The organism is Streptomyces sp. CA-111067 (assembly GCF_050956065.1).
GTDB lineage: Bacteria > Actinomycetota > Actinomycetes > Streptomycetales > Streptomycetaceae > Actinacidiphila.
Genome location: NZ_CP192103.1, coordinates 6,935,285 through 6,953,227 on the forward strand (window position 1 = coordinate 6,935,285; position 17,943 = coordinate 6,953,227).

Below are 17,943 nucleotides of genomic sequence, written 5' to 3' on the forward strand. Positions count from 1 at the left end.
GCACCGATCGCGTACGAACCCAGCACTCCGGCCGCGGCATGCCGTCCGAACCACCCGACTCGGCTCCCCTACGCCAGGTCAACCGGATGGCCGCCGCGGCCGGTCCGTTCCCGCTCCGCACTCACCCCGTATCCCACCCGTATACATCCTTCACCTCACCTGGGGGCGGTTCATCTCCACGTAACACGGGCGACTTCTTCGTCACGGCGGCGAAACAACGAACGGCATCGACGGAAACCCGGCTGAGCCAATCTCATGGCGAAAACCGGCCCAACCCTTGCACAGCCCGCACGGGCCGTTCGGATGACGAGGAGACGCCGATGGCACCAGCCATCATTACGCTGGCCGCGGACGCGCCCAAGCTCGACAGTGGTAGTACGGCGTTCATGCTGATCAGTGCGGCCCTGGTGATGGTGATGACCCCAGGTCTCGCCTTCTTCTACGGCGGCATGGTGCGCGTCAAGAGTGCCCTGAACATGCTGATGATGAGCTTCATCAGCCTGGGCATCATCACCATTCTCTGGACCGTCTACGGATTCAGCTTCGCCTTCCACTCCGGCAACGGATTCATGGGCGGCACCGGCTGGATCGGTATGCGCCACATAGGCATCACCGAGCTCTGGCCCGGATACGGCATTCCGATCTACGTATTCGCGGTCTTCCAGCTGATGTTCGCGATCATCACACCGGCGCTGATCAGCGGCGCCTTGGCCGACCGGGTCAAGTTCACCGCGTGGGCGCTGTTCATCACGCTGTGGGCCACCGTCGTCTACTTCCCCGTCGCCCACTGGGTGTGGGCCTCTGACGGCTGGCTGTTCAAGAAGGGCGTCATCGACTTCGCCGGTGGTACCGCGGTGCACATCAACGCCGGCGCCGCGGCGCTCGGTGTGATCCTGGTCATCGGCAAGCGCAACGGCTTCAAGCGCGACCCGATGCGCCCGCACAGCCTGCCGCTGGTCATGCTCGGCTGCGGCCTGCTGTGGTTCGGCTGGTTCGGCTTCAACGCCGGCTCCTGGCTGGGCTCCGACGGCGTCGCCGCCGTCGCCTTCACCAACACCCAGGTCGCCACCGCGGCCGCGATGCTCGGCTGGCTGCTCTACGAGCGGATCAGGCACGGCTCCTTCACCACCCTGGGCGCCGCCTCCGGTGCCGTCTCCGGCCTGGTCGCCATCACCCCGGCCTGCGGCTCGGTCTCGCCGCTCGGCGCCATCGCCGTCGGTGTGATCGCCGGCGTCGGCTGCGCCGCGGCCGTCGGCCTGAAGTACCGCTTCAACATCGACGACTCCCTCGACGTCGTCGGCGTCCACATGGTCGGCGGCATCATCGGCTCGCTGCTGATCGGCTTCTTCGCCACCGGCGGGGTCGGCCAGACCGCCAAGGGCGTCTTCTACGGCGGCGGCTGGCACCAGCTGCGGCTGCAGTTCATCGGGGTCGGCGCGGTGCTCGGCTACTCCCTGGTGTGCGCGATCATCCTCGCCAAACTCATCGACATGACCATGGGCTTCAGGGTCACCGACGACGAGGAGGTCACCGGCGTCGACCAGATCCTGCACGCCGAGACCGCATACGACTTCGCCGGGGTCGGCGGCGGCCGAGGGGCCGCCCCCGCGATCGGCGGCACCGGCAGCGGGGCGGACGCCCCGGGCAAGAAGGTGGACGCGTGAAGCTCATCACCGCCGTCGTGAAGCCGCACCGGCTCGACGAGATCAAGGAAGCACTCCAGGCGTTCGGCGTCCACGGCCTGACCGTCACCGAGGCCAGCGGCTACGGTCGGCAGCGCGGCCACACCGAGGTCTACCGGGGCGCGGAGTACACCGTCGACCTGGTGCCGAAGATCAGGATCGAGGTCCTCACCGAGGACGCGGACACCGATCAGCTCATCGAAGTCATCGTGAAAGCTGCCAGAACCGGCAAGATCGGAGACGGCAAGGTGTGGAGCCTCCCGGTCGACACGGCCGTCCGGGTCCGCACCGGTGAGCGCGGACCCGACGCGCTCTAGGAAACCGAACCCCAGCGTGGAGAACGAGTGACCGACAGCGTCGAAGCGCAGGACAGCAGTTACGCGGCGGCCCGGCTGCGCCTCCTCAACGAGGAGGGGCAGTCCGGGCCGCCGCGCCGCGCGGCCCTGGCCGCACTCACCGACCAATGGCTCGCCTCGCTCGCCACCGGCGCCGCGCAGGCGGCCGGCACCAAGGGCTGGGCCCTGCTCGCCGTCGGCGGCTACGGCCGCGGCGAGCTGTCACCTCGCAGCGACCTGGACCTGGTGCTGCTGCACGACTCCGAGAAATCCGTGGCGCAGCTCGCCGACCGGCTCTGGTACCCGGTCTGGGACCTCGGCTTGGCCCTTGACCACTCGGTGCGCACCCCCGCCGAGGCGATGAAGACCGCCACCGAGGACCTCAAGGTGCAGCTCGGCCTGCTCGACGCCCGGCACCTGGCGGGCGACCCCGCCCTCAGCTCGGGCCTGCGCAGCGCCGTACTCGCCGACTGGCGGAACCAGGCCGCCAAGCGGCTGCCCGCCCTGCACGAGATGTGCCTGGAGCGCGCCGAGCGCCAAGGCGAGCTCTCCTACCTCCTGGAACCCGACCTCAAGGAGTCCCGCGGCGGCCTGCGGGACGTCACCGCGCTGCGCGCCGTCGCCGCCTCCTGGCTGGCCGACGCGCCCCGCGAGGGCCTGACCGAGGCCAAGACCCGGCTGCTCGACGCCCGGGACGCCCTGCACCTGGCCACCGGCCGGGCCACCGACCGGCTCGCCCTCCAGGAGCAGGACCAGGTCGCCGCCGCCCTCGGCCTGCTGGACGCCGACACCCTGCTGCGCGAGGTCTACGAGGCCGCCCGGCGGATCGCCTACGCAGGGGACGTCACCTGGCGCGAGGTCGGCCGGGTGCTGCGCTCCCGTGAGCAGCGCCCCCGCCGCCGGCTACTCGGCCGGTCCCGCGGCGCCGCCGACGCCGGCACGCCCGAGCGGGTGCCGCTCGCCGACGGCGTGGTGGAGCAGGAGGGCGAGGCGGTGCTCGCGCTGGCCGCCAAGCCCGACCGCGACCCGGTGCTGCCGCTGCGCGCCGCCGCCGCTGCCGCCCAGGCCGGGCTGCCGCTGTCGCTGCACGCCGTCCGCAGGCTGGCCGCCGCGGCCAAGCCGCTGCCGGTGCCGTGGCCGGCCGAGGCCCGCGAGCAGCTGGTCACCCTGCTCGGCGCCGGCGAGTCCACCGTCCCCGTGTGGGAGGCGCTGGAGGCGGAAGGGCTGGTCACCCGGCTGATCCCGGACTGGGAACGGGTCCGCTGCCGCCCGCAGCGCAACGCCGTGCACCGCTTCACCGTGGACCGGCACCTGGTCGAGACCGCCGTCATGGCGGCCGGTTTCACCCGCCGGGTCGGCCGCCCCGACCTGCTGCTGACCGCGGCGCTGCTGCACGACATCGGCAAGGGCTGGCCCGGCGACCACAGCGAGGCGGGGGAGGTCATCGCCCGCGACGTGGCCGCCCGGATCGGCTTCGGCCGGGCCGACGTGGAGACGCTCGCGCTGCTGGTCAGGCACCACCTGCTGCTGATCGACACCGCCACCCGGCGCGACCTGGACGACCCCGAGACCGTACGGACGGTCGCCGAGACCGTCAGGGACACCTCCACGCTGGAACTGCTGGCCGCGCTCACCGAGGCCGACGCGCTGGCCACCGGGCCCGCCGCCTGGAGCACCTGGCGGGCCTCGCTGCTCGCCGACCTGGTGGACCGGGTGGCCGGCGCGCTGGACAGCGGCGCGCTGCCGGAGGCCGCCGAGCGGGAGTCCACCGCCGAGGAGGAGCGGCTGGTCGTCGAGGCCGCCCGCACCGGCGGCGTGGTGCTCGCCCTGCGCGCGCACACCGAACCCGAGGCCGAGGGCGAGGAGCGCAACGAGGCGCTCGGCGTCGAGCTGCTGGTGGCCGTCCCCGACCGGCCGGGGCTGCTCGCCCAGGCGGCCGGCGTGCTGGCGCTGCACCGGCTCACCGTACGGGCGGCCGACCTGCGGGCCGTCGATCCGATCGGCGAGGGCCCGGTGGCGCTGCTGAGCTGGCGGGTGTCCGCCGAGTACGGGGCGCTGCCGGAGGCCGCCAGGCTGCGCGCCGACCTCGGGCGGGCCTTCGACGGCACCCTGGACATCGAGTCCCGGCTCGCCGAACGCGAGGCGGCCTACCCCCGGCGGCGCGGCATCACCCCGCCGCCGCCCCGGGTCACGGTCGCCCCCGGGCACACCTCGCACACCGCGACCGTCCTGGAGGTCCGCGCGCACGACGCCCCCGGGCTGCTGCACCGCATCGGCCTGGCCCTGACGGCCACCGCGGTCACCGTCCGCTCGGCCCGGATCTCCACGCTGGGCGCCAACGCGGTGGACGCGTTCTACGTGGTGGGCAAGGACGGCAGCCCGCTGCCCGACGCCCGCGCGGCGGAGGTGGCCCGCCAGGTGGAGTCGGCCCTGCGGTAGCGCGTGACCGCGCGGCGTTTCCCCGAGGTTCATCCCTTGCCGGTCCCGGTGCAGTGCAGACCGTACCTGGACCGGCAAAGTACCCTGGGGGGCGATACTTCCCACCCCCGACGCGAGGATCCGCGACCACCGTGTTCGATACCCTCTCCGACCGCCTTGCAGCAGCGTTCAAAAACCTCCGGGGCAAAGGCCGTCTCACCGAGGCGGACATCGACGTCACCGCGCGCGAGATCCGGATCGCCCTGCTCGAAGCCGACGTGGCCCTGCCCGTCGTCCGGGCCTTCATCGCGAACGTCAAGCAGCGCGCGCTCGGGGCCGAGGTGTCGCAGGCGCTGAATCCCGCGCAGCAGGTCATCAAGATCGTCAACGACGAGCTGGTCGGCATCCTCGGCGGCGAGACCCGCCGGCTGCGCTTCGCCAAGCAGCCGCCGACCGTGATCATGCTGGCCGGCCTCCAGGGCGCCGGCAAGACCACGCTGGCCGGCAAGCTCGGCCAGTGGCTGCAGAAGCAGGGCCACACCCCGCTGCTGGTCGCCTGCGACCTCCAGCGCCCCAACGCCGTCACCCAGCTGTCCGTGGTCGCCGAGCGGGCCGGCGTCGCCGTCTTCGCGCCCGAGCCGGGCAACGGGGTGGGCGACCCGGTGAAGGTCGCGCAGGACTCGATCACGTTCGCCACCTCCCGCCAGCACGACGTGGTGATCGTGGACACCGCGGGCCGGCTCGGCGTGGACCAGGAGCTGATGCAGCAGGCCGCGGACATCCGCGACGCCGTGCGGCCCACCGAGATCCTGTTCGTGGTCGACGCGATGATCGGCCAGGACGCGGTGAACACCGCGGAGGCGTTCCGCGACGGTGTCGGCTTCGACGGGGTGGTGCTGTCCAAGCTCGACGGCGACGCCCGCGGCGGTGCGGCGCTGTCCATCGCGCATGTCACCGGCAAGCAGATCATGTTCGCGTCGAACGGCGAGAAGCTGGACGACTTCGACGCGTTCCACCCGGACCGGATGGCCTCCCGGATCCTCGGCATGGGCGACATGCTCTCGCTGATCGAGAAGGCCGAGCAGACCTTCAGCCAGGACGAGGCCGCCAAGATGGCGGCCAAGCTGGCCAAGGGCCCCAAGGAGTTCACGCTCGACGACTTCCTGGCGCAGATGGAGCAGGTCCGCAAGATGGGCTCGATCTCCAAGCTGCTCGGCATGCTGCCGGGCATGGGCCAGCTCAAGGACCAGATCAACAACCTGGACGAGAAGGACGTCGACCGCACCGCGGCGATCATCAAGTCCATGACGCCGGGGGAGCGGGCCGACCCGCACCTGATCAACGGCTCCCGCCGGGCCCGTATCGCCAAGGGCTCCGGGGTCGAGGTGAGCGCGGTGAAGGGCCTGGTGGAGCGGTTCTTCGAGGCGCGCAAGATGATGTCGCGGATGGCGCAGGGCGGCGGCATGCCGGGGATGCCCGGGATGCCGGGCTCGGGTGGCGGTCCCGGCCGGCAGAAGAAGCAGCAGAAGCAGGCCAAGGGCCGGCGGCAGAGCGGCAACCCGATGAAGCGCAAGCAGGAGGAGGCCGCCGCGGCGGCCGCCCGCCAGCAGCAGAGCGAGGGCGCCGGGCAGGGCGACAGCCCGTTCGGTCTGCCGACCGGCGGCCAGGACTTCGAGCTGCCCGACGACTTCAAGAAGTTCATGAAGTGACCGCCCGGTCGCCGGTCGCCGATCGGCGATCATAGGACCATGCGCGTATCGATCCGAGAGCCCAGGCCCAGTGACGCCGCCTCCTTCCGGGAGGCGGTGCTGCGGTCGGTCGACCACCTCAGCCCGTGGAATCCGGTGGAACTGGACGGATTCCCGGAGCTGTTGCGGCGGCAGGGCGAGAAGCTGCGCAGCTTCCTCATCATCGACGACGAGGACGGCGGGATCGTCGGCCGCTGCAACGTCGCCGACATCGTCATGTCCCGGTACCGCAACGGCGCGCTCGGCTACGACAGTTACGTGCCGTACAACGGCACCGGCCGGATGACCGAGGGGCTGCGCCTGGTGGTGGACCGCTGCTTCGCCGCAGAACCGGACGGCCTCGGGCTGCACCGGCTGGAGATCAGCGTCCAGCCGGACAACGTCCGCTCGATGGCGATGGCCGAGCGGCTGGGCTTCCGGCACGAGGGGTTCTCGCCGCGGATGCTGTTCATCAACGAGGCGTGGCGCGACCATGAGCGGTTCGCGCTGACCGCCGAGGAGTGGCCGGGCCTGGACGGTTGAGGCCACTCGTCGGGTCCGTGACGGCCGGCCGCCTTGCGTAGGGCCGGCCGTTTCAGCCCAGGAGCCGGGTGAGGCCGCCGCTCAGCACGAGCGCTTCGAGCCCGTCCAGTGCCTGTACGGCGCTGCGGGCCGCCTCCGGGTCCCGTTCGGCGAGCCCGCTGTCGGCGAACTCGTCCTCGTCCAGCCGCAGCACCTGGCTGCCGTCGGCGGACACCCACAGGTCGAGGTCCAGGTCCTCCATCGTGACGCCGTCGGCGCCGACGACCGCGGGCCTGCCGATGTCGCAGTACCAGCCCTTGACCGTGCCGCCCGCGTCGCGGACCTCCTTGACGGAGTAGAAGCGGTCCCGCCAGAAGTGCTCGGTGAACACGTCGCCCGGTTCGAAGCGCACGAACCCGAAGTCCCGTACGGAGGGCGCCGCGTAGGGGGCGCGGACGGTCGCCCGCACGCCGTCGTCGCTCAGTACGTCGGCGGGGTAGCGCAGTTTGACGCGGTCGTGCTTGACCAGCCGCACCGTGGTGGACGCACCGGAAAGCAGACGGATGGTGGTGCCGGGCATCGGCGCTCCTGGCCTCGGTGAGTGGTTCGCGGCCGGTGCCACCGGGATGCCCGGCGGCCGGCCCACGGCGACTCTCGCCGATGCGGCCGCGCGGCGGCAACCGCATTCCGCCGCGCGGCCGGTGCACGTAGGGGGCAGGGGCGGTCAGACGGTGCGGTCAGGTGGCGTGGTCAGGTGCGGGCGACGAGGTAGCGGAAGACGTTCTCCATCCGTACGGTGCCGTCGGCGCGGCGGTAGGGGTGCAGGGCCTCGGCGAGCTCCTTCTCCACCTGCTGCCGGTCGGTGGCCTGCGCCGCCGCGTCGAACAGGCCGGTGGACAGCATGCCGCGCACCGCGCTGCCCAGGTCGGGGTAGCCGAACGGGCAGGAGACACGCCCCGAGCCGTCCGGCCGCAGCCCGGCCGCCCGGGCCGTCTCCTCCAGGTCGTCCCGGCCGCTGAGCCGGGTGGCGGCCCCGGCCGGCCGGCGCGGTTCCGCCAGCCGCTCGGCGACCCGCAGCACGCGGGAGGTGGCGCAGCGCTCCGGCGGGCCCCAGCCGGCCAGCACCACCGGCACGCCCTTGCCGACCGAGCGGGCGGCGGCGGTGAGCGGCGGCAGCAGATCGGCGCCCGACACGGCCGGGTCGAAGGCCGTCACGAGGTCGAAGCCGGGGCCGAAGTCGGCGCAGGGGCCCTTGCGGACCGGGAGCAGCCGCTCCCTGGCCAGGGCCAGCTTGCGCTGGTCGGTGTCGTATCCGGCGACCGCGGCTCCTCTGGCCGCCGCGAGCAGCAGCGCGAGCCCCGAGCCGCAGCCCAGTGCCAGCAGCCGGGTGTCCGTACCGACCTCGAGGCGGTCGTATACGGCTTCGTAGAGCGGAACGAGCATCCGTTCCTGGATCTCGGCCCAGTCCCGGGCCCGGTCGTCGGGTGTCGCCTCGTCCGGTGCCCCGGCCTGCGGGGGCCGGCTGTCCCGGGCCCTCGCCTCCCGGGCCCCGAGTCGTGTACCGGGCCTGGTCTCGCGATAGAGCGTAGATGCCATCGAAGCCCCAATCAGCCACGCATCGCCATGAGCCCCCGCGGAGTCGTACAGCCAGCAACTCGCCCCGAAAGCCAGACAACTGCTGATTCCCGGCGCCGTCCAGTGCCCGGGTGGACCGTTTTTGTTAAGTTCTCCGTCCAGTCGCCTGGACGCCGATCGATTCACGCTGCGGGCCCGCCGCGCCGTACCATCTCCGGCATGGCAAAGGCTCCCGTTCTCACCCCCCAGGCGGACGACTTCCCGCGCTGGTACCAGGACCTGATCAACAAGGCAGAGCTGGCCGACAACGGCCCGGTCCGCGGCACCATGGTCATCCGCCCGTACGGCTACGGCCTGTGGGAGCGGATGCAGCAGGAGATGGACCAGCGGATCAAGGGCGTCGGCGCGCAGAACGCCTACTTCCCGCTCTTCATCCCGCAGTCGTACCTGACCAGGGAAGCCGAGCACGTGGAGGGCTTCGCGCCCGAACTCGCCGTCGTCACGCACGCCGGGGGCAAGGACCTGGAGGAGCCGATCGTCGTCCGGCCGACGTCGGAGACGATCATCAACGAGTACTTCTCCAAGTGGGTGCAGAGCTACCGCGACCTGCCGCTGCTGATCAACCAGTGGGCGAACGTGGTGCGCTGGGAGCTGCGGCCGCGGCTGTTCCTGCGGACCACGGAGTTCCTGTGGCAGGAGGGGCACACCGCGCACGCCACCCAGGAGGACGCCCGGGTCTTCGCCGCCCGCATCCAGCGCGACGTCTACGCGGACTTCATGGAGAACGTGCTGGCGATGGACGTGGTGCTCGGCCGCAAGACGGTCAAGGAGCGGTTCGCGGGAGCGATCAACACCCTGACCCTCGAAGGGATGATGGGCGACGGCAAGGCGCTCCAGCTCGGCACCAGCCATGAGCTCGGGCAGAACTTCGCCAAGGCGTTCCACACCCAGTACCTGTCGAAGGAGGGCGTGCAGGAGCACGTCTGGCAGACGTCCTGGGGCAGCACCACCCGGATGATCGGCGCGCTGGTGATGATGCACGGCGACGACCACGGGCTGCGGGTGCCGCCGCGGCTGGCGCAGACGCAGGCCGTGGTGCTGGCGATCAAGGACGGCGACGGGGTGGTGGAGAAGGTCCGCGAGGTCGGCGACCGGCTGCGGGCCGCCGGCGTGCGGGTGCAGGTGGACGACCGCACCGACACCCCGTTCGGCCGCCGGGCGGTGGACTGGGAGCTCAAGGGTGTCCCGGTCAGGGTCGAGATCGGGCCGCGCGACCTGGAGAACGGCACCGCGATGCTGGCCCGCCGGATTCCCGGCGGCAAGGAGCCGGTGGCCATCGACAGCCTGGCCGACCTGCTGCCCAAGGTGCTTGAGGAGGACCAGGCGCGGCTGCTCCAGGAGTCCCGCGAACGCCGGCTGGCCCGCACGGTGGAGGTGCGCACCATCGGCGAGGCGGCCGAGGCGGCGGCCACCGGCTGGGCCCGCATCCCGTGGGCCGACCTCGGCCCCGAGGGCGAGGCCAAGCTCGCCGAGCAGAGCGTTTCCGTCCGCTGCCTGGTCGCCGAGGACGGCTCGGTGCCGGCCGCGGACGACGCCCCGGGCACGATCGCGATCGTCGCGCGGGCATATTAACGTTCACTGACCGAAAACAGACGTACGTTTGACTCGGTACGTCCCGCCGTGGGGCGGGTGCGCGGGTTCTCCCCGGTCCTCCGCACCCGCCCGCGGTTAACCGGAACTGACCGATCAGTGCAAATTAATTGGGCTAGCCCGGAATCGGAACACCGGGAGCGCCACGCTCGTTGTCACGGCGTGAGCACGACACCACCTGTTCTCGCCGCCGAGCTGGCAGTCGCCTGGGCCGATATTCAACGGCACCATCCCGAGCTGCCCGATCTGGCCGCGCCCGAGTCCCTGATCGGAGAGTCCTCGTCCGCCTGCGGCACGGAGCTCTCCTTCGAAAGGCTGCTGCATGAGGCCGTGCACGGGATCGCCGCCGCCCGCGGCATCCGTGACACCTCACGCGCCGGCCGCTACCACAACCGGCGGTTCCTGGCGATCGCCGACGAGATGGGCCTCGACCACGCCGAGGAGCCGCATCCCAGCAGCGGCTTCTCGCTGGTCGTGATGCGCCCGGACACCCGTAAGCGTTACCGGGGCACCATCGAGCGCCTCCAGCGCGCGCTGAAGGCGCACACCGTGGCCACCACCGCCGACACCGCGAGCTCCTTCCGCGGCCCGGCGGCCCGGCACGGTTCGTCGGGCGGCGGCGTGCGCGTCAAGGCGGTCTGCGACTGCGGGCGGAACGTCCGGGTGGTGCCATCGGTGCTGGCCCAGGCGCCGATCATGTGCGGTGCCTGCGGGCAGCCGTTCCGGATCCCGGAGGTCGTAGGGGTCGGCTGAGTGTGGCAGAATACTTAGCTGAGAACTCGACAGCCGTGCAGGAACCCTCTCTCCTTCGGCTGACGCGTCCGTCGGGCGCCCGAATCCCACAACCCCACGTGGACATTCGCCGTGCCCAACCACGTCAACACCAGGAGAACCCGCTCCCGTGGCAGTCAAGATCAAGCTGAAGCGTCTGGGCAAGATCCGTTCGCCTCACTACCGCATCGTCGTCGCCGACTCCCGTACCCGCCGTGACGGCCGGGCCATCGAGGAGATCGGCCTGTACCACCCCGTGCAGAACCCGTCGCGTATCGAGGTCGACTCGGACCGCGCGCAGTACTGGCTGTCGGTCGGCGCCCAGCCGACCGAGCCCGTGCTGGCCATCCTCAAGCTGACCGGCGACTGGCAGAAGTTCAAGGGCCTTGAGGCCCCGGCGCCGCTGCTCGTCCCCGAGCCCAAGGCTGACAAGCGGGTGCTGTTCGAGGCCGCCGCCAAGGACAGCGCGGACGAGCCCAAGGGTGAGGCCATCACCCCCAAGGCGAAGAAGGCCGACAAGGCTGAGAAGTCCGAGAAGGCCGAGAAGTCCGACAAGAAGGCCGATGACACCGCCGAGGCGGCTGCCCCGGCCGAGTCAGCCGGAGCCTGACCATGCTCGAGGAGGCTCTTGAGCACCTCGTGAAGGGCATTGTCGACAACCCCGACGATGTGCAGGTCGACATGCGAACCCTGCGTCGCGGCAGCGTGCTGGAGGTCCGGGTACACCCCGACGACCTCGGCAAGGTGATCGGCCGCAACGGCCGTACCGCCCGCGCGCTGCGCACCGTCGTGGGCGCGCTCGGCGGCCGTGGCATCCGCGTCGACCTCGTCGACGTGGACCAGGTCCGCTGAGCGGGCGACACACAGAACACCGGCCCGGGCCGGGGGTGGCGAAGGCCGCTCCCGGCCCGCGCTGCGTCCCGGCCGGGGAACAACAGGCCAAGGCCGGGGACAGGCCAAGGACGTCAGGAAAGGTGAGCGGTACATGCAGCTCGTAGTCGGCAGGATCGGCCGCGCCCACGGCATCAAGGGCGAGGTCAGCGTGGAGGTGCGCACCGACGAGCCCGAGCTGCGGCTCGCACCCGGCGCCGTACTGGCCACCGACCCCGCCGCCACCGGACCGCTGACCATCGCCACCGGCCGGGTGCACAGCGGAAAGCTGATGCTGCGCTTCGAGGGCGTCAGCGACCGCAACGGCGCCGAGGCGCTGCGCAACACCCTGCTGATCGCCGAGGTGGACCCGGCGCAGACCCCGGAGGATCCCGAGGAGTTCTACGACCACCAGCTGATCGACCTGGACGTGGTGACGGTGGACGGCCGGGAGGTCGGCCGGATCGCCGAGATCACCCATCTCCCGTACCAGGATCTGCTGGTGGTGCGGACGCCGGACGGCGGCGAGGTGCTGATCCCGTTCGTCGAGGAGATCGTCCCGGAGATCGACCTGGAGGAGCAGCGGGCGCTGATCGACCCGCCGCCGGGGCTGCTCGAAGAGCTCGGCGCGGACGGTGCGGGCGCGGATGAGGCGGGCGCGGACGATTCCGTGGCGGACGACGCCGAGGACGGCACCGCGAGCGGCACCGGGAACGGCGGCTGAGATGCGGATCGACGTCGTCACGATCTTCCCCGACTACCTGGAGCCGCTGAACGTCTCGCTGGTCGGCAAGGCCCGCACCGCGGGCCGGCTGGATGTGCGCGTGCACGACCTGCGCGACTGGGCCTACGACCGGCACAACACGGTGGACGACACCCCGTACGGCGGCGGCCCCGGCATGGTCATGAAGACCGAGCCGTGGGGCGAGGCGCTCGACCAGGTGCTCGCCGACGGCTACGAGGCCGGCGCCCGGCTGCCCGCCCTGGTCGTCCCCACCCCCAGCGGCCGGCCGTTCACCCAGGCGCTCGCCGTGGAGCTCTCCGAGCGCCCCTGGCTGGTCTTCACCCCGGCCCGCTACGAGGGCATCGACAGCCGCGTCGCCGCCGAGTACGCCACCAGGCTGCCGGTGTACGAGGTCTCCATCGGCGACTACGTGCTGGCCGGCGGCGAGGCCGCGGTGCTGGTCGTCACCGAGGCGGTCGCCCGCCTGCTGCCCGGCGTGCTCGGCAACGCCGAGTCGCACCGCGACGACTCGTTCGCTCCCGGACCGATGGCGCACCTGCTCGAAGGCCCGGTGCTCACCAAGCCGCCGCAGTGGCGCGGGCGCGGCATCCCCGAGGTGCTACTCAGCGGCCACCACGGCAAGATCGCCCGCTGGCGGCGGGACGAGGCGCTGCGCCGTACGATCGCGCACCGGCCCGACCTGATCGCCGCGGCCGACCCCGCCGCGTTCGACAAGAAGGACCGGGAGATGCTCAGCATCCTCGGCTGGCTGCCGGGGCCCGACGGCCGATTTGGGCCGAACCCCGAGGCCATGGAAGAATAGGCCGCTGCTGCCCGTCCGACGTGCGCCCCTGCCACAGGGGGAACGACGCCCGCCCGGCCCGCGGCACCCAGACACTGAACACCATATTCCGGCGATGACCTGTGGCATCGGCGAGGAAGCAGACAGAAACACCATGACCAACCTGATCGAGGGCCTCAACAGCGCCTCGCTGCGTACCGACATCCCGGCGTTCCGCCCCGGCGACACCGTGAACGTCCACGTACGCGTCATCGAGGGCAACCGCTCCCGTGTGCAGCAGTTCAAGGGCGTCGTCATCCGCCGCCAGGGCGCGGGCATCAGCGAGACCTTCACCGCCCGCAAGGTGAGCTTCTCCGTCGGCGTCGAGCGCACCTTCCCGGTGCACACCCCGATCGTGGAGAAGATCGAGGTCGTGACCCGCGGCGACGTCCGCCGCGCGAAGCTGTACTACCTCCGTGAGCTGCGCGGCAAGGCCGCGAAGATCAAGGAGAAGCGCGACAACTGATCGCGTCGCACGTCCGTTCGCGGGCCGGATAAGCTCTGGCCTCGATGGACAGCGAAGCAGCACAGGCCAGCCCGGAACGCGACCGTTCCTCCACCGCCGACGAGGCGGACCCGGAGGAGCGGTCGCGTTCCGCTGCGACCGGCCGGCTGCTCGAGCTCTGGCGGGACTGGCGCCGTACGCTGCTGCTCGCGGCCGGCTGCGTGCTGACCCTGGTGCTCATCAGCACCTACGTCATGCAGCCCTTCCAGGTGCCCAGCGGGTCGATGGAGAACACCCTGCGGGTCGGCGACCGGGTGCTGGTGAACAAGCTGGCGTACCGGTTCGGCGGCACCCCGCGGCGCGGCGACGTGATCGTGTTCGACGGCGACGACTCGTTCGAGGAAGTCGGCGGCACCGACTACGTGAAGCGGGTGATCGGCGTCGGCGGCGACCGGGTCACCTGCTGCGACACCAGGGGCCGTATGACGGTCAACGGCCATGCGCTGGACGAGACATATCTTTATCCCGGCAATGCGCCGTCCCAGGTAGCGTTCGACATCGTCGTGCCGAAGGGGAGGCTCTGGGTAATGGGGGATCACCGTGACGACTCTCGTGACTCACGCGATCATCTGGGCGATCCCGGCGGCGGCACGGTCCCGGTGGGCAAGGTGATCGGCCGCGCGGAGTGGATCGGCTGGCCGGTCGGGCACTGGACCCGGCTGCGCCGCCCGGCGAGCTTCGCCGCCGTACCGGCACCGGCCGGCCCCCATGGGTAACCGCGGCAGAGCCCGCTACGGACACCACCGGGCGGATCCGGACGAGCCGGCGGAGGGCGGTGGCTCCGACTCCTCCGGCGAACCGGGTGCTTTCGGTGGGTCCGGTGCGTCGGGTGCTTTCGGTGAACCTGGTGGGTCCGGCGCATCCGGTGCCTCCGGGGAGCTCGGCGACGGCGTCACGATCGCGCCGCCGGGCCTGACCGGCAGTTCCCGGATCGAGCGCCGCAAGCTGGCCCGCAAGGTCAAGCGCAAGCGCCGCCGGTCGCTGGCCGGCGAGGTGCCGATCCTGATCGTGGTCGCCCTGGTGATCGCGCTGGTGCTCAAGACGTTCCTGCTCCAGGCATTCGTGATCCCGTCGGGGTCGATGGAGCAGACCATCGGCATCGGCGACCGGGTGCTGGTGGACAAGCTCACCCCGTGGTTCGGCGCCGAGCCGCACCGCGGCGACGTCGTGGTCTTCAAGGACCCCGGGCACTGGCTCCAGGCGGAGGCGCCGCCCAAGTCCGACCCGGTCGTCGTCAAGCAGGTGAAGCAGTTCTTCACCTTCATCGGGCTGCTGCCGTCCTCCGGCGAGCAGGATCTGATCAAACGGGTGATCGGCGTCGGTGGCGACACCGTGCAGTGCTGTGACGCCACCGGGCACCTGACCGTCAACGGAAAAGCGCTCGATGAGCCGTACGTGTATCCCGGAGATCCACCCTCACAGATGAAATTCACCATCCATGTGCCCAAGGGGCGCCTGTGGGTGATGGGTGACAACCGCTCGGAATCGGCCGACTCGCGGTACCACACCGACCAGCCGGGCCGCGGCACGATCTCGCAGAACCTGGTGGTCGGACGGGCCTTCGTGATCGGCTGGCCGGTCAGCCACTGGGCGCGGCTGAAGGAGCCGAAGACGTTCTCCTCGGTGCCCGATCCGCCGCCGGGCGGCACGGCGGCCACAGGAGCGCCCACTAAGGTGGGCTCGGCCAACAACGGTCAATGGATGAGCCAGCTACCGACTCCTGCGGAACTCCCGCTCGTTATGGGAGTGGTGGGCCTGCGCCGCAAGCGGCGCGGGCGGCGGTCTGGAGTGAGGAGTGGATGTGGGGGACCTGGTGGTCGGCGCACGGTCTGGATCCGGCGAGCCCGAGAAGAGGGACGCCGAGGTACCCCCTGGCACTGGCACTCCGTCGGGCAGCGAGAACGGGATGTCGAACGGCGTACCGACCGATCCGTCGGCGGTCGACCCGTCCGCGCCTCCCTATGGCGATCCGTCCTACGGCGACCCGTCCGCACCCGCGTACGGGGACCGGTACGGGGAACCGCCCGCGCCGCCGTACGGGGACCCGTCCGCACCGTCCTACGAGGACCCGTCCGCGCACGCGTACGGTGGCGAGCCCGTCGACCTCGGCAAGGACGCGCGGCCGGCGGATCCGACAGGACCGGCCGGCCCTGACGACCCCGACGACGGCGACGGCGAGGGCCCGGAGGGCGAGGGCGGCAGGGGCAAGGCCAAGCAGCGCTCCTTCTGGAAGGAGCTGCCGCTGCTCATCGGCATCGCCCTGGTGCTCGCCCTGCTGATCAAGACCTTCCTGGTGCAGGCGTTCTCCATCCCGTCCGACTCGATGCAGAACACCCTGCAGGAGGGCGACCGGGTGCTGGTGGACAAGCTCACCCCGTGGTTCGGCTCGACGCCGAGCCGCGGCGAGGTGGTCGTCTTCCACGACCCGGGCGGCTGGCTCGGCGAGAATCCGCCCGCCAGCGGCAACGCCGTCACCAAGGGCCTGCAGAAGGGCCTCAGCTTCATCGGCCTGATGCCCTCCGCGGAGGAGAAGGACCTGATCAAGCGGGTGATCGGGGTCGGCGGTGACACCGTGCAGTGCAAGGGCACCGGACCGGTGATCGTCAACGGCAAGGCGCTCGACGAGCCGTATGTCTACCCCGGGGCCACCCCGTGCGACCCGCAGCACGAGTTCAAGGTCACCGTGCCCAAGGGCCGGATCTGGGTGATGGGCGACCACCGCGACGACTCGCTCGACTCCCGGTTCCACATGATGCTGCCCGGCGGCGGCACCGTGTCGGACAAGGAGGTCGTGGGCCGCGCGATCGTGGTGGCCTGGCCGATCAACCGGTGGGACGCGCTGTCCATCCCGAGCACCTTCTCGCAGTCCGGCATCAACGGGCTGGCGCAGTCCACCGCGGGGGCTGCGGCCCCGGCCGCGGCCGGCCTGGCCGGGGCGCTGCCGCTGGTGCTGCTGCGGCGCAGGCGGCGGATGCTGAAGGCCGATCCCGAGCGGCGTGATACCGCCGGGTAGGGTTCCGGTCCATGAGCAGCAGCAGTGGTGCGATAGCCGGCAAGGGCGGCGGTCGCCTCGGGAACGTCTTGTCCGGGGTGGCCGTCGCCTTGGGCTGTGCGCTGTTCCTCGGCGGATTCGTCTGGGGAGCGGTCGTCTACCGCCCGTACACCGTGCCGACCAACTCGATGCAGCCCACCGTGAACCCCGGCGACCGGGTACTGGCCCAGCATGTGTCCGGGTCGGATGTGCGGCGGGGTGACGTGGTGGTCTTTCAGGACGACCTGTGGGATCCGCAGCCGCTGGTCAAGCGGGTGGTCGGGGTCGGCGGCGATGTGGTGGCCTGCTGCGACACGCAGGGGCGGCTGACGGTGGACGGCAAGCCGGTCCAGGAGGACTACCTCAAGGACAGCCCGCTGAACTCGCTGACGAAGTTCAGCAGCACCGTGCCGCACGGGCAGCTGTTCCTGCTGGGTGACAACCGGGCGGTCTCGGAGGACTCCCGGCTGCATCTGACCGACGTCAACCACGGGTCGGTGCCGGCGAGCGACGTGAAGGCCCGGGTGGACGGCACGGTGTGGCCGCTGGGGCGGCTGGGCACGATGGACCGCACGCCGGCGTTCGACGCGCTGCCGGGCGGTGGGGCCTCCGCGCGGGGCCCGCTGAAGTTGCTGGTGGTGATGGTGATCGCCGGGGCGGTGCTGATCTTCGGCGGGGCGGCGTACGGGCCGCTGGCGCGGCTGCGGAGGCGGAAGTGAGCGGGGCGGGGGAGCCCGGGGCCGTCGGGCCGGTTGCCGGGGACGGGGCGGCCGGGGCGCGGCGGCGGGCGTCGCGGGTGGTGCTGCTCGACCCGGCGGACCGGATCCTGCTGCTGCACGGCTTCGAGCCGGCTCAGCCCGAGCTGACCTGGTGGTTCACCCCGGGCGGCGGGGTGGAGGACGGCGAGAGCCTGGAGGCGGCGGCCCTCCGCGAGGTCGCAGAGGAGACCGGCATCACCGACGTGACGCTCGGCCCGGTGGTGTGGGAGCGGACCTGCTCGTTCATGTTCGACGGCCGCCGCTGGGAGCAGGACGAGTGGTACCACCTCGGCCGTACGGCGACCGTCGGCCTTGACACCAGCGGGCAGACCGACCTGGAGCGCCGCACCGTGACCTCACTGCGCTGGTGGACCTGCGAGGAACTTCTGCGCACTCGTGAGACGGTGTATCCCATCAGGCTCGCCGGGCTGCTGCGTGCGCTGCTCGACGAAGGCCCCCCGCAATCCCCGATCCCCCTGGGGGCGGAGCGCGACTGACGCACAATGGGGGGCACGTACGGCTGAAGGGGAACAT

18 protein-coding genes and 1 pseudogene are annotated in these 17,943 nt (G+C 71.4%); 17 read left to right on the forward strand and 2 right to left on the reverse strand.

Annotated elements, in window-relative coordinates; all coding sequences use genetic code 11:
• The first annotated feature begins 320 nt into the window (after positions 1–320).
• From ACQPW6_RS30720 to ACQPW6_RS30740, 5 genes are all read left to right on the forward strand, one after another.
• Entirely contained in the window at positions 321–1,664 is a 1,344-nt protein-coding gene (locus ACQPW6_RS30720; RefSeq protein WP_433892956.1) for an ammonium transporter, read from the forward strand.
• A complete protein-coding gene (locus ACQPW6_RS30725) occupies positions 1,661–1,999 on the forward strand; it encodes a P-II family nitrogen regulator (protein ID WP_433892957.1) in 339 nt (112 codons plus the stop codon). The genes ACQPW6_RS30720 and ACQPW6_RS30725 overlap by 4 nt, the downstream gene beginning before the upstream one ends.
• 27 nt (positions 2,000–2,026) lie before the next feature.
• The gene (locus tag ACQPW6_RS30730) at positions 2,027–4,456 is read left to right on the forward strand and encodes a [protein-PII] uridylyltransferase (RefSeq protein ID WP_433892958.1); all 2,430 of its coding nucleotides are present in this window, start codon (positions 2,027–2,029) and stop codon (positions 4,454–4,456) included.
• 131 nt (positions 4,457–4,587) lie between these two features.
• Complete coding sequence (ffh, locus tag ACQPW6_RS30735) at positions 4,588–6,144, forward strand: signal recognition particle protein (RefSeq protein WP_433892959.1); 1,557 nt, start codon at positions 4,588–4,590, stop codon at positions 6,142–6,144.
• 39 nt (positions 6,145–6,183) lie between these two features.
• On the forward strand, positions 6,184–6,705 hold the full coding sequence (locus ACQPW6_RS30740) for a GNAT family N-acetyltransferase (RefSeq protein ID WP_433892960.1): 522 nt from the start codon (positions 6,184–6,186) through the stop codon (positions 6,703–6,705).
• A gap of 52 nt (positions 6,706–6,757) precedes the next feature.
• Here ACQPW6_RS30740 and ACQPW6_RS30745 read toward each other — a convergent pair whose 3' ends face one another.
• Together ACQPW6_RS30745 and ACQPW6_RS30750 are read right to left on the reverse strand one after the other, a co-directional pair.
• Entirely contained in the window at positions 6,758–7,264 is a 507-nt protein-coding gene (locus ACQPW6_RS30745) for a DUF402 domain-containing protein (RefSeq protein ID WP_433892961.1), read from the reverse strand.
• A 170-nt stretch (positions 7,265–7,434) separates the two neighbouring features.
• Complete coding sequence (locus tag ACQPW6_RS30750) at positions 7,435–8,280, reverse strand: SAM-dependent methyltransferase (protein WP_433892962.1); 846 nt, start codon at positions 8,278–8,280, stop codon at positions 7,435–7,437.
• A gap of 198 nt (positions 8,281–8,478) precedes the next feature.
• On the opposite strand from ACQPW6_RS30750, the gene proS reads away from it, so the two are divergent.
• The 12 genes and pseudogenes from proS (at position 8,479) to ACQPW6_RS30810 (ending at position 17,906) form a co-directional block, all read left to right on the forward strand.
• Positions 8,479–9,891, forward strand: a complete 1,413-nt coding sequence (gene proS / locus ACQPW6_RS30755; protein WP_433892963.1) for a proline--tRNA ligase — start codon at positions 8,479–8,481, stop codon at positions 9,889–9,891.
• Between the two features lie 180 nt (positions 9,892–10,071).
• Entirely contained in the window at positions 10,072–10,662 is a 591-nt protein-coding gene (locus tag ACQPW6_RS30760) for a hypothetical protein (protein ID WP_433892964.1), read from the forward strand.
• 148 nt (positions 10,663–10,810) lie between these two features.
• Positions 10,811–11,290: a 30S ribosomal protein S16 gene (rpsP, locus tag ACQPW6_RS30765; protein WP_433892965.1), complete on the forward strand. Its 480-nt coding sequence runs from the start codon at positions 10,811–10,813 to the stop codon at positions 11,288–11,290.
• Positions 11,291–11,292: 2 nt separating this feature from the next.
• Complete coding sequence (locus ACQPW6_RS30770) at positions 11,293–11,532, forward strand: RNA-binding protein (RefSeq protein WP_033173065.1); 240 nt, start codon at positions 11,293–11,295, stop codon at positions 11,530–11,532.
• A 133-nt stretch (positions 11,533–11,665) separates the two neighbouring features.
• Positions 11,666–12,274 carry a ribosome maturation factor RimM gene (gene rimM / locus ACQPW6_RS30775; RefSeq protein WP_433892966.1) on the forward strand — a complete coding sequence of 203 codons (609 nt, stop codon included), beginning with the start codon at positions 11,666–11,668 and terminating at the stop codon, positions 12,272–12,274.
• Position 12,275: 1 nt separating this feature from the next.
• Positions 12,276–13,097 carry a tRNA (guanosine(37)-N1)-methyltransferase TrmD gene (trmD, locus tag ACQPW6_RS30780; RefSeq protein WP_433892967.1) on the forward strand — a complete coding sequence of 274 codons (822 nt, stop codon included), beginning with the start codon at positions 12,276–12,278 and terminating at the stop codon, positions 13,095–13,097.
• A 133-nt stretch (positions 13,098–13,230) separates the two neighbouring features.
• A complete protein-coding gene (gene rplS / locus ACQPW6_RS30785) occupies positions 13,231–13,581 on the forward strand; it encodes a 50S ribosomal protein L19 (protein WP_433892968.1) in 351 nt (116 codons plus the stop codon).
• Positions 13,582–13,625: 44 nt separating this feature from the next.
• The gene (gene lepB / locus ACQPW6_RS30790) at positions 13,626–14,336 is read left to right on the forward strand and encodes a signal peptidase I (RefSeq protein WP_433892969.1); all 711 of its coding nucleotides are present in this window, start codon (positions 13,626–13,628) and stop codon (positions 14,334–14,336) included.
• Positions 14,329–15,486 (forward strand): annotated as a pseudogene (gene lepB, locus ACQPW6_RS30795) (signal peptidase I); the annotation flags it as partial. The gene lepB (ACQPW6_RS30790) and the pseudogene lepB (ACQPW6_RS30795), both read left to right, overlap by 8 nt.
• A 40-nt stretch (positions 15,487–15,526) precedes the next feature.
• A complete protein-coding gene (gene lepB / locus ACQPW6_RS30800; RefSeq protein WP_433892970.1) occupies positions 15,527–16,633 on the forward strand; it encodes a signal peptidase I in 1,107 nt (368 codons plus the stop codon).
• Positions 16,634–16,644: 11 nt separating this feature from the next.
• Complete coding sequence (lepB, locus tag ACQPW6_RS30805) at positions 16,645–17,370, forward strand: signal peptidase I (RefSeq protein ID WP_433892971.1); 726 nt, start codon at positions 16,645–16,647, stop codon at positions 17,368–17,370.
• A complete protein-coding gene (locus ACQPW6_RS30810) occupies positions 17,367–17,906 on the forward strand; it encodes an NUDIX hydrolase (protein WP_433892972.1) in 540 nt (179 codons plus the stop codon). The genes lepB (ACQPW6_RS30805) and ACQPW6_RS30810 overlap by 4 nt, the downstream gene beginning before the upstream one ends.
• Positions 17,907–17,943 lie beyond the last annotated feature (37 nt).

What these genes read in the sequence shown, in the direction of transcription:
- trmD (WP_433892967.1), top strand. Translation starts at nt 12,276, where the DNA reads ATGCGGATCGACGTCGTCACGATCTTCCCCGACTACCTGGAGCCGCTG.
- ACQPW6_RS30740 (WP_433892960.1), top strand. Translation starts at nt 6,184, where the DNA reads ATGCGCGTATCGATCCGAGAGCCCAGGCCCAGTGACGCCGCCTCCTTC.
- proS (WP_433892963.1), top strand. Translation starts at nt 8,479, where the DNA reads ATGGCAAAGGCTCCCGTTCTCACCCCCCAGGCGGACGACTTCCCGCGC.
- ACQPW6_RS30720 (WP_433892956.1), top strand. Translation starts at nt 321, where the DNA reads ATGGCACCAGCCATCATTACGCTGGCCGCGGACGCGCCCAAGCTCGAC.
- lepB (WP_433892971.1), top strand. Translation starts at nt 16,645, where the DNA reads ATGAGCAGCAGCAGTGGTGCGATAGCCGGCAAGGGCGGCGGTCGCCTC.
- ACQPW6_RS30745 (WP_433892961.1), bottom strand. Translation starts at nt 7,264, where the DNA reads ATGCCCGGCACCACCATCCGTCTGCTTTCCGGTGCGTCCACCACGGTG.
- rimM (WP_433892966.1), top strand. Translation starts at nt 11,666, where the DNA reads ATGCAGCTCGTAGTCGGCAGGATCGGCCGCGCCCACGGCATCAAGGGC.
- ACQPW6_RS30770 (WP_033173065.1), top strand. Translation starts at nt 11,293, where the DNA reads ATGCTCGAGGAGGCTCTTGAGCACCTCGTGAAGGGCATTGTCGACAAC.
- lepB (WP_433892969.1), top strand. Translation starts at nt 13,626, where the DNA reads ATGGACAGCGAAGCAGCACAGGCCAGCCCGGAACGCGACCGTTCCTCC.
- ACQPW6_RS30750 (WP_433892962.1), bottom strand. Translation starts at nt 8,280, where the DNA reads ATGGCATCTACGCTCTATCGCGAGACCAGGCCCGGTACACGACTCGGG.
- rplS (WP_433892968.1), top strand. Translation starts at nt 13,231, where the DNA reads ATGACCAACCTGATCGAGGGCCTCAACAGCGCCTCGCTGCGTACCGAC.
- lepB (WP_433892970.1), top strand. Translation starts at nt 15,527, where the DNA reads ATGTCGAACGGCGTACCGACCGATCCGTCGGCGGTCGACCCGTCCGCG.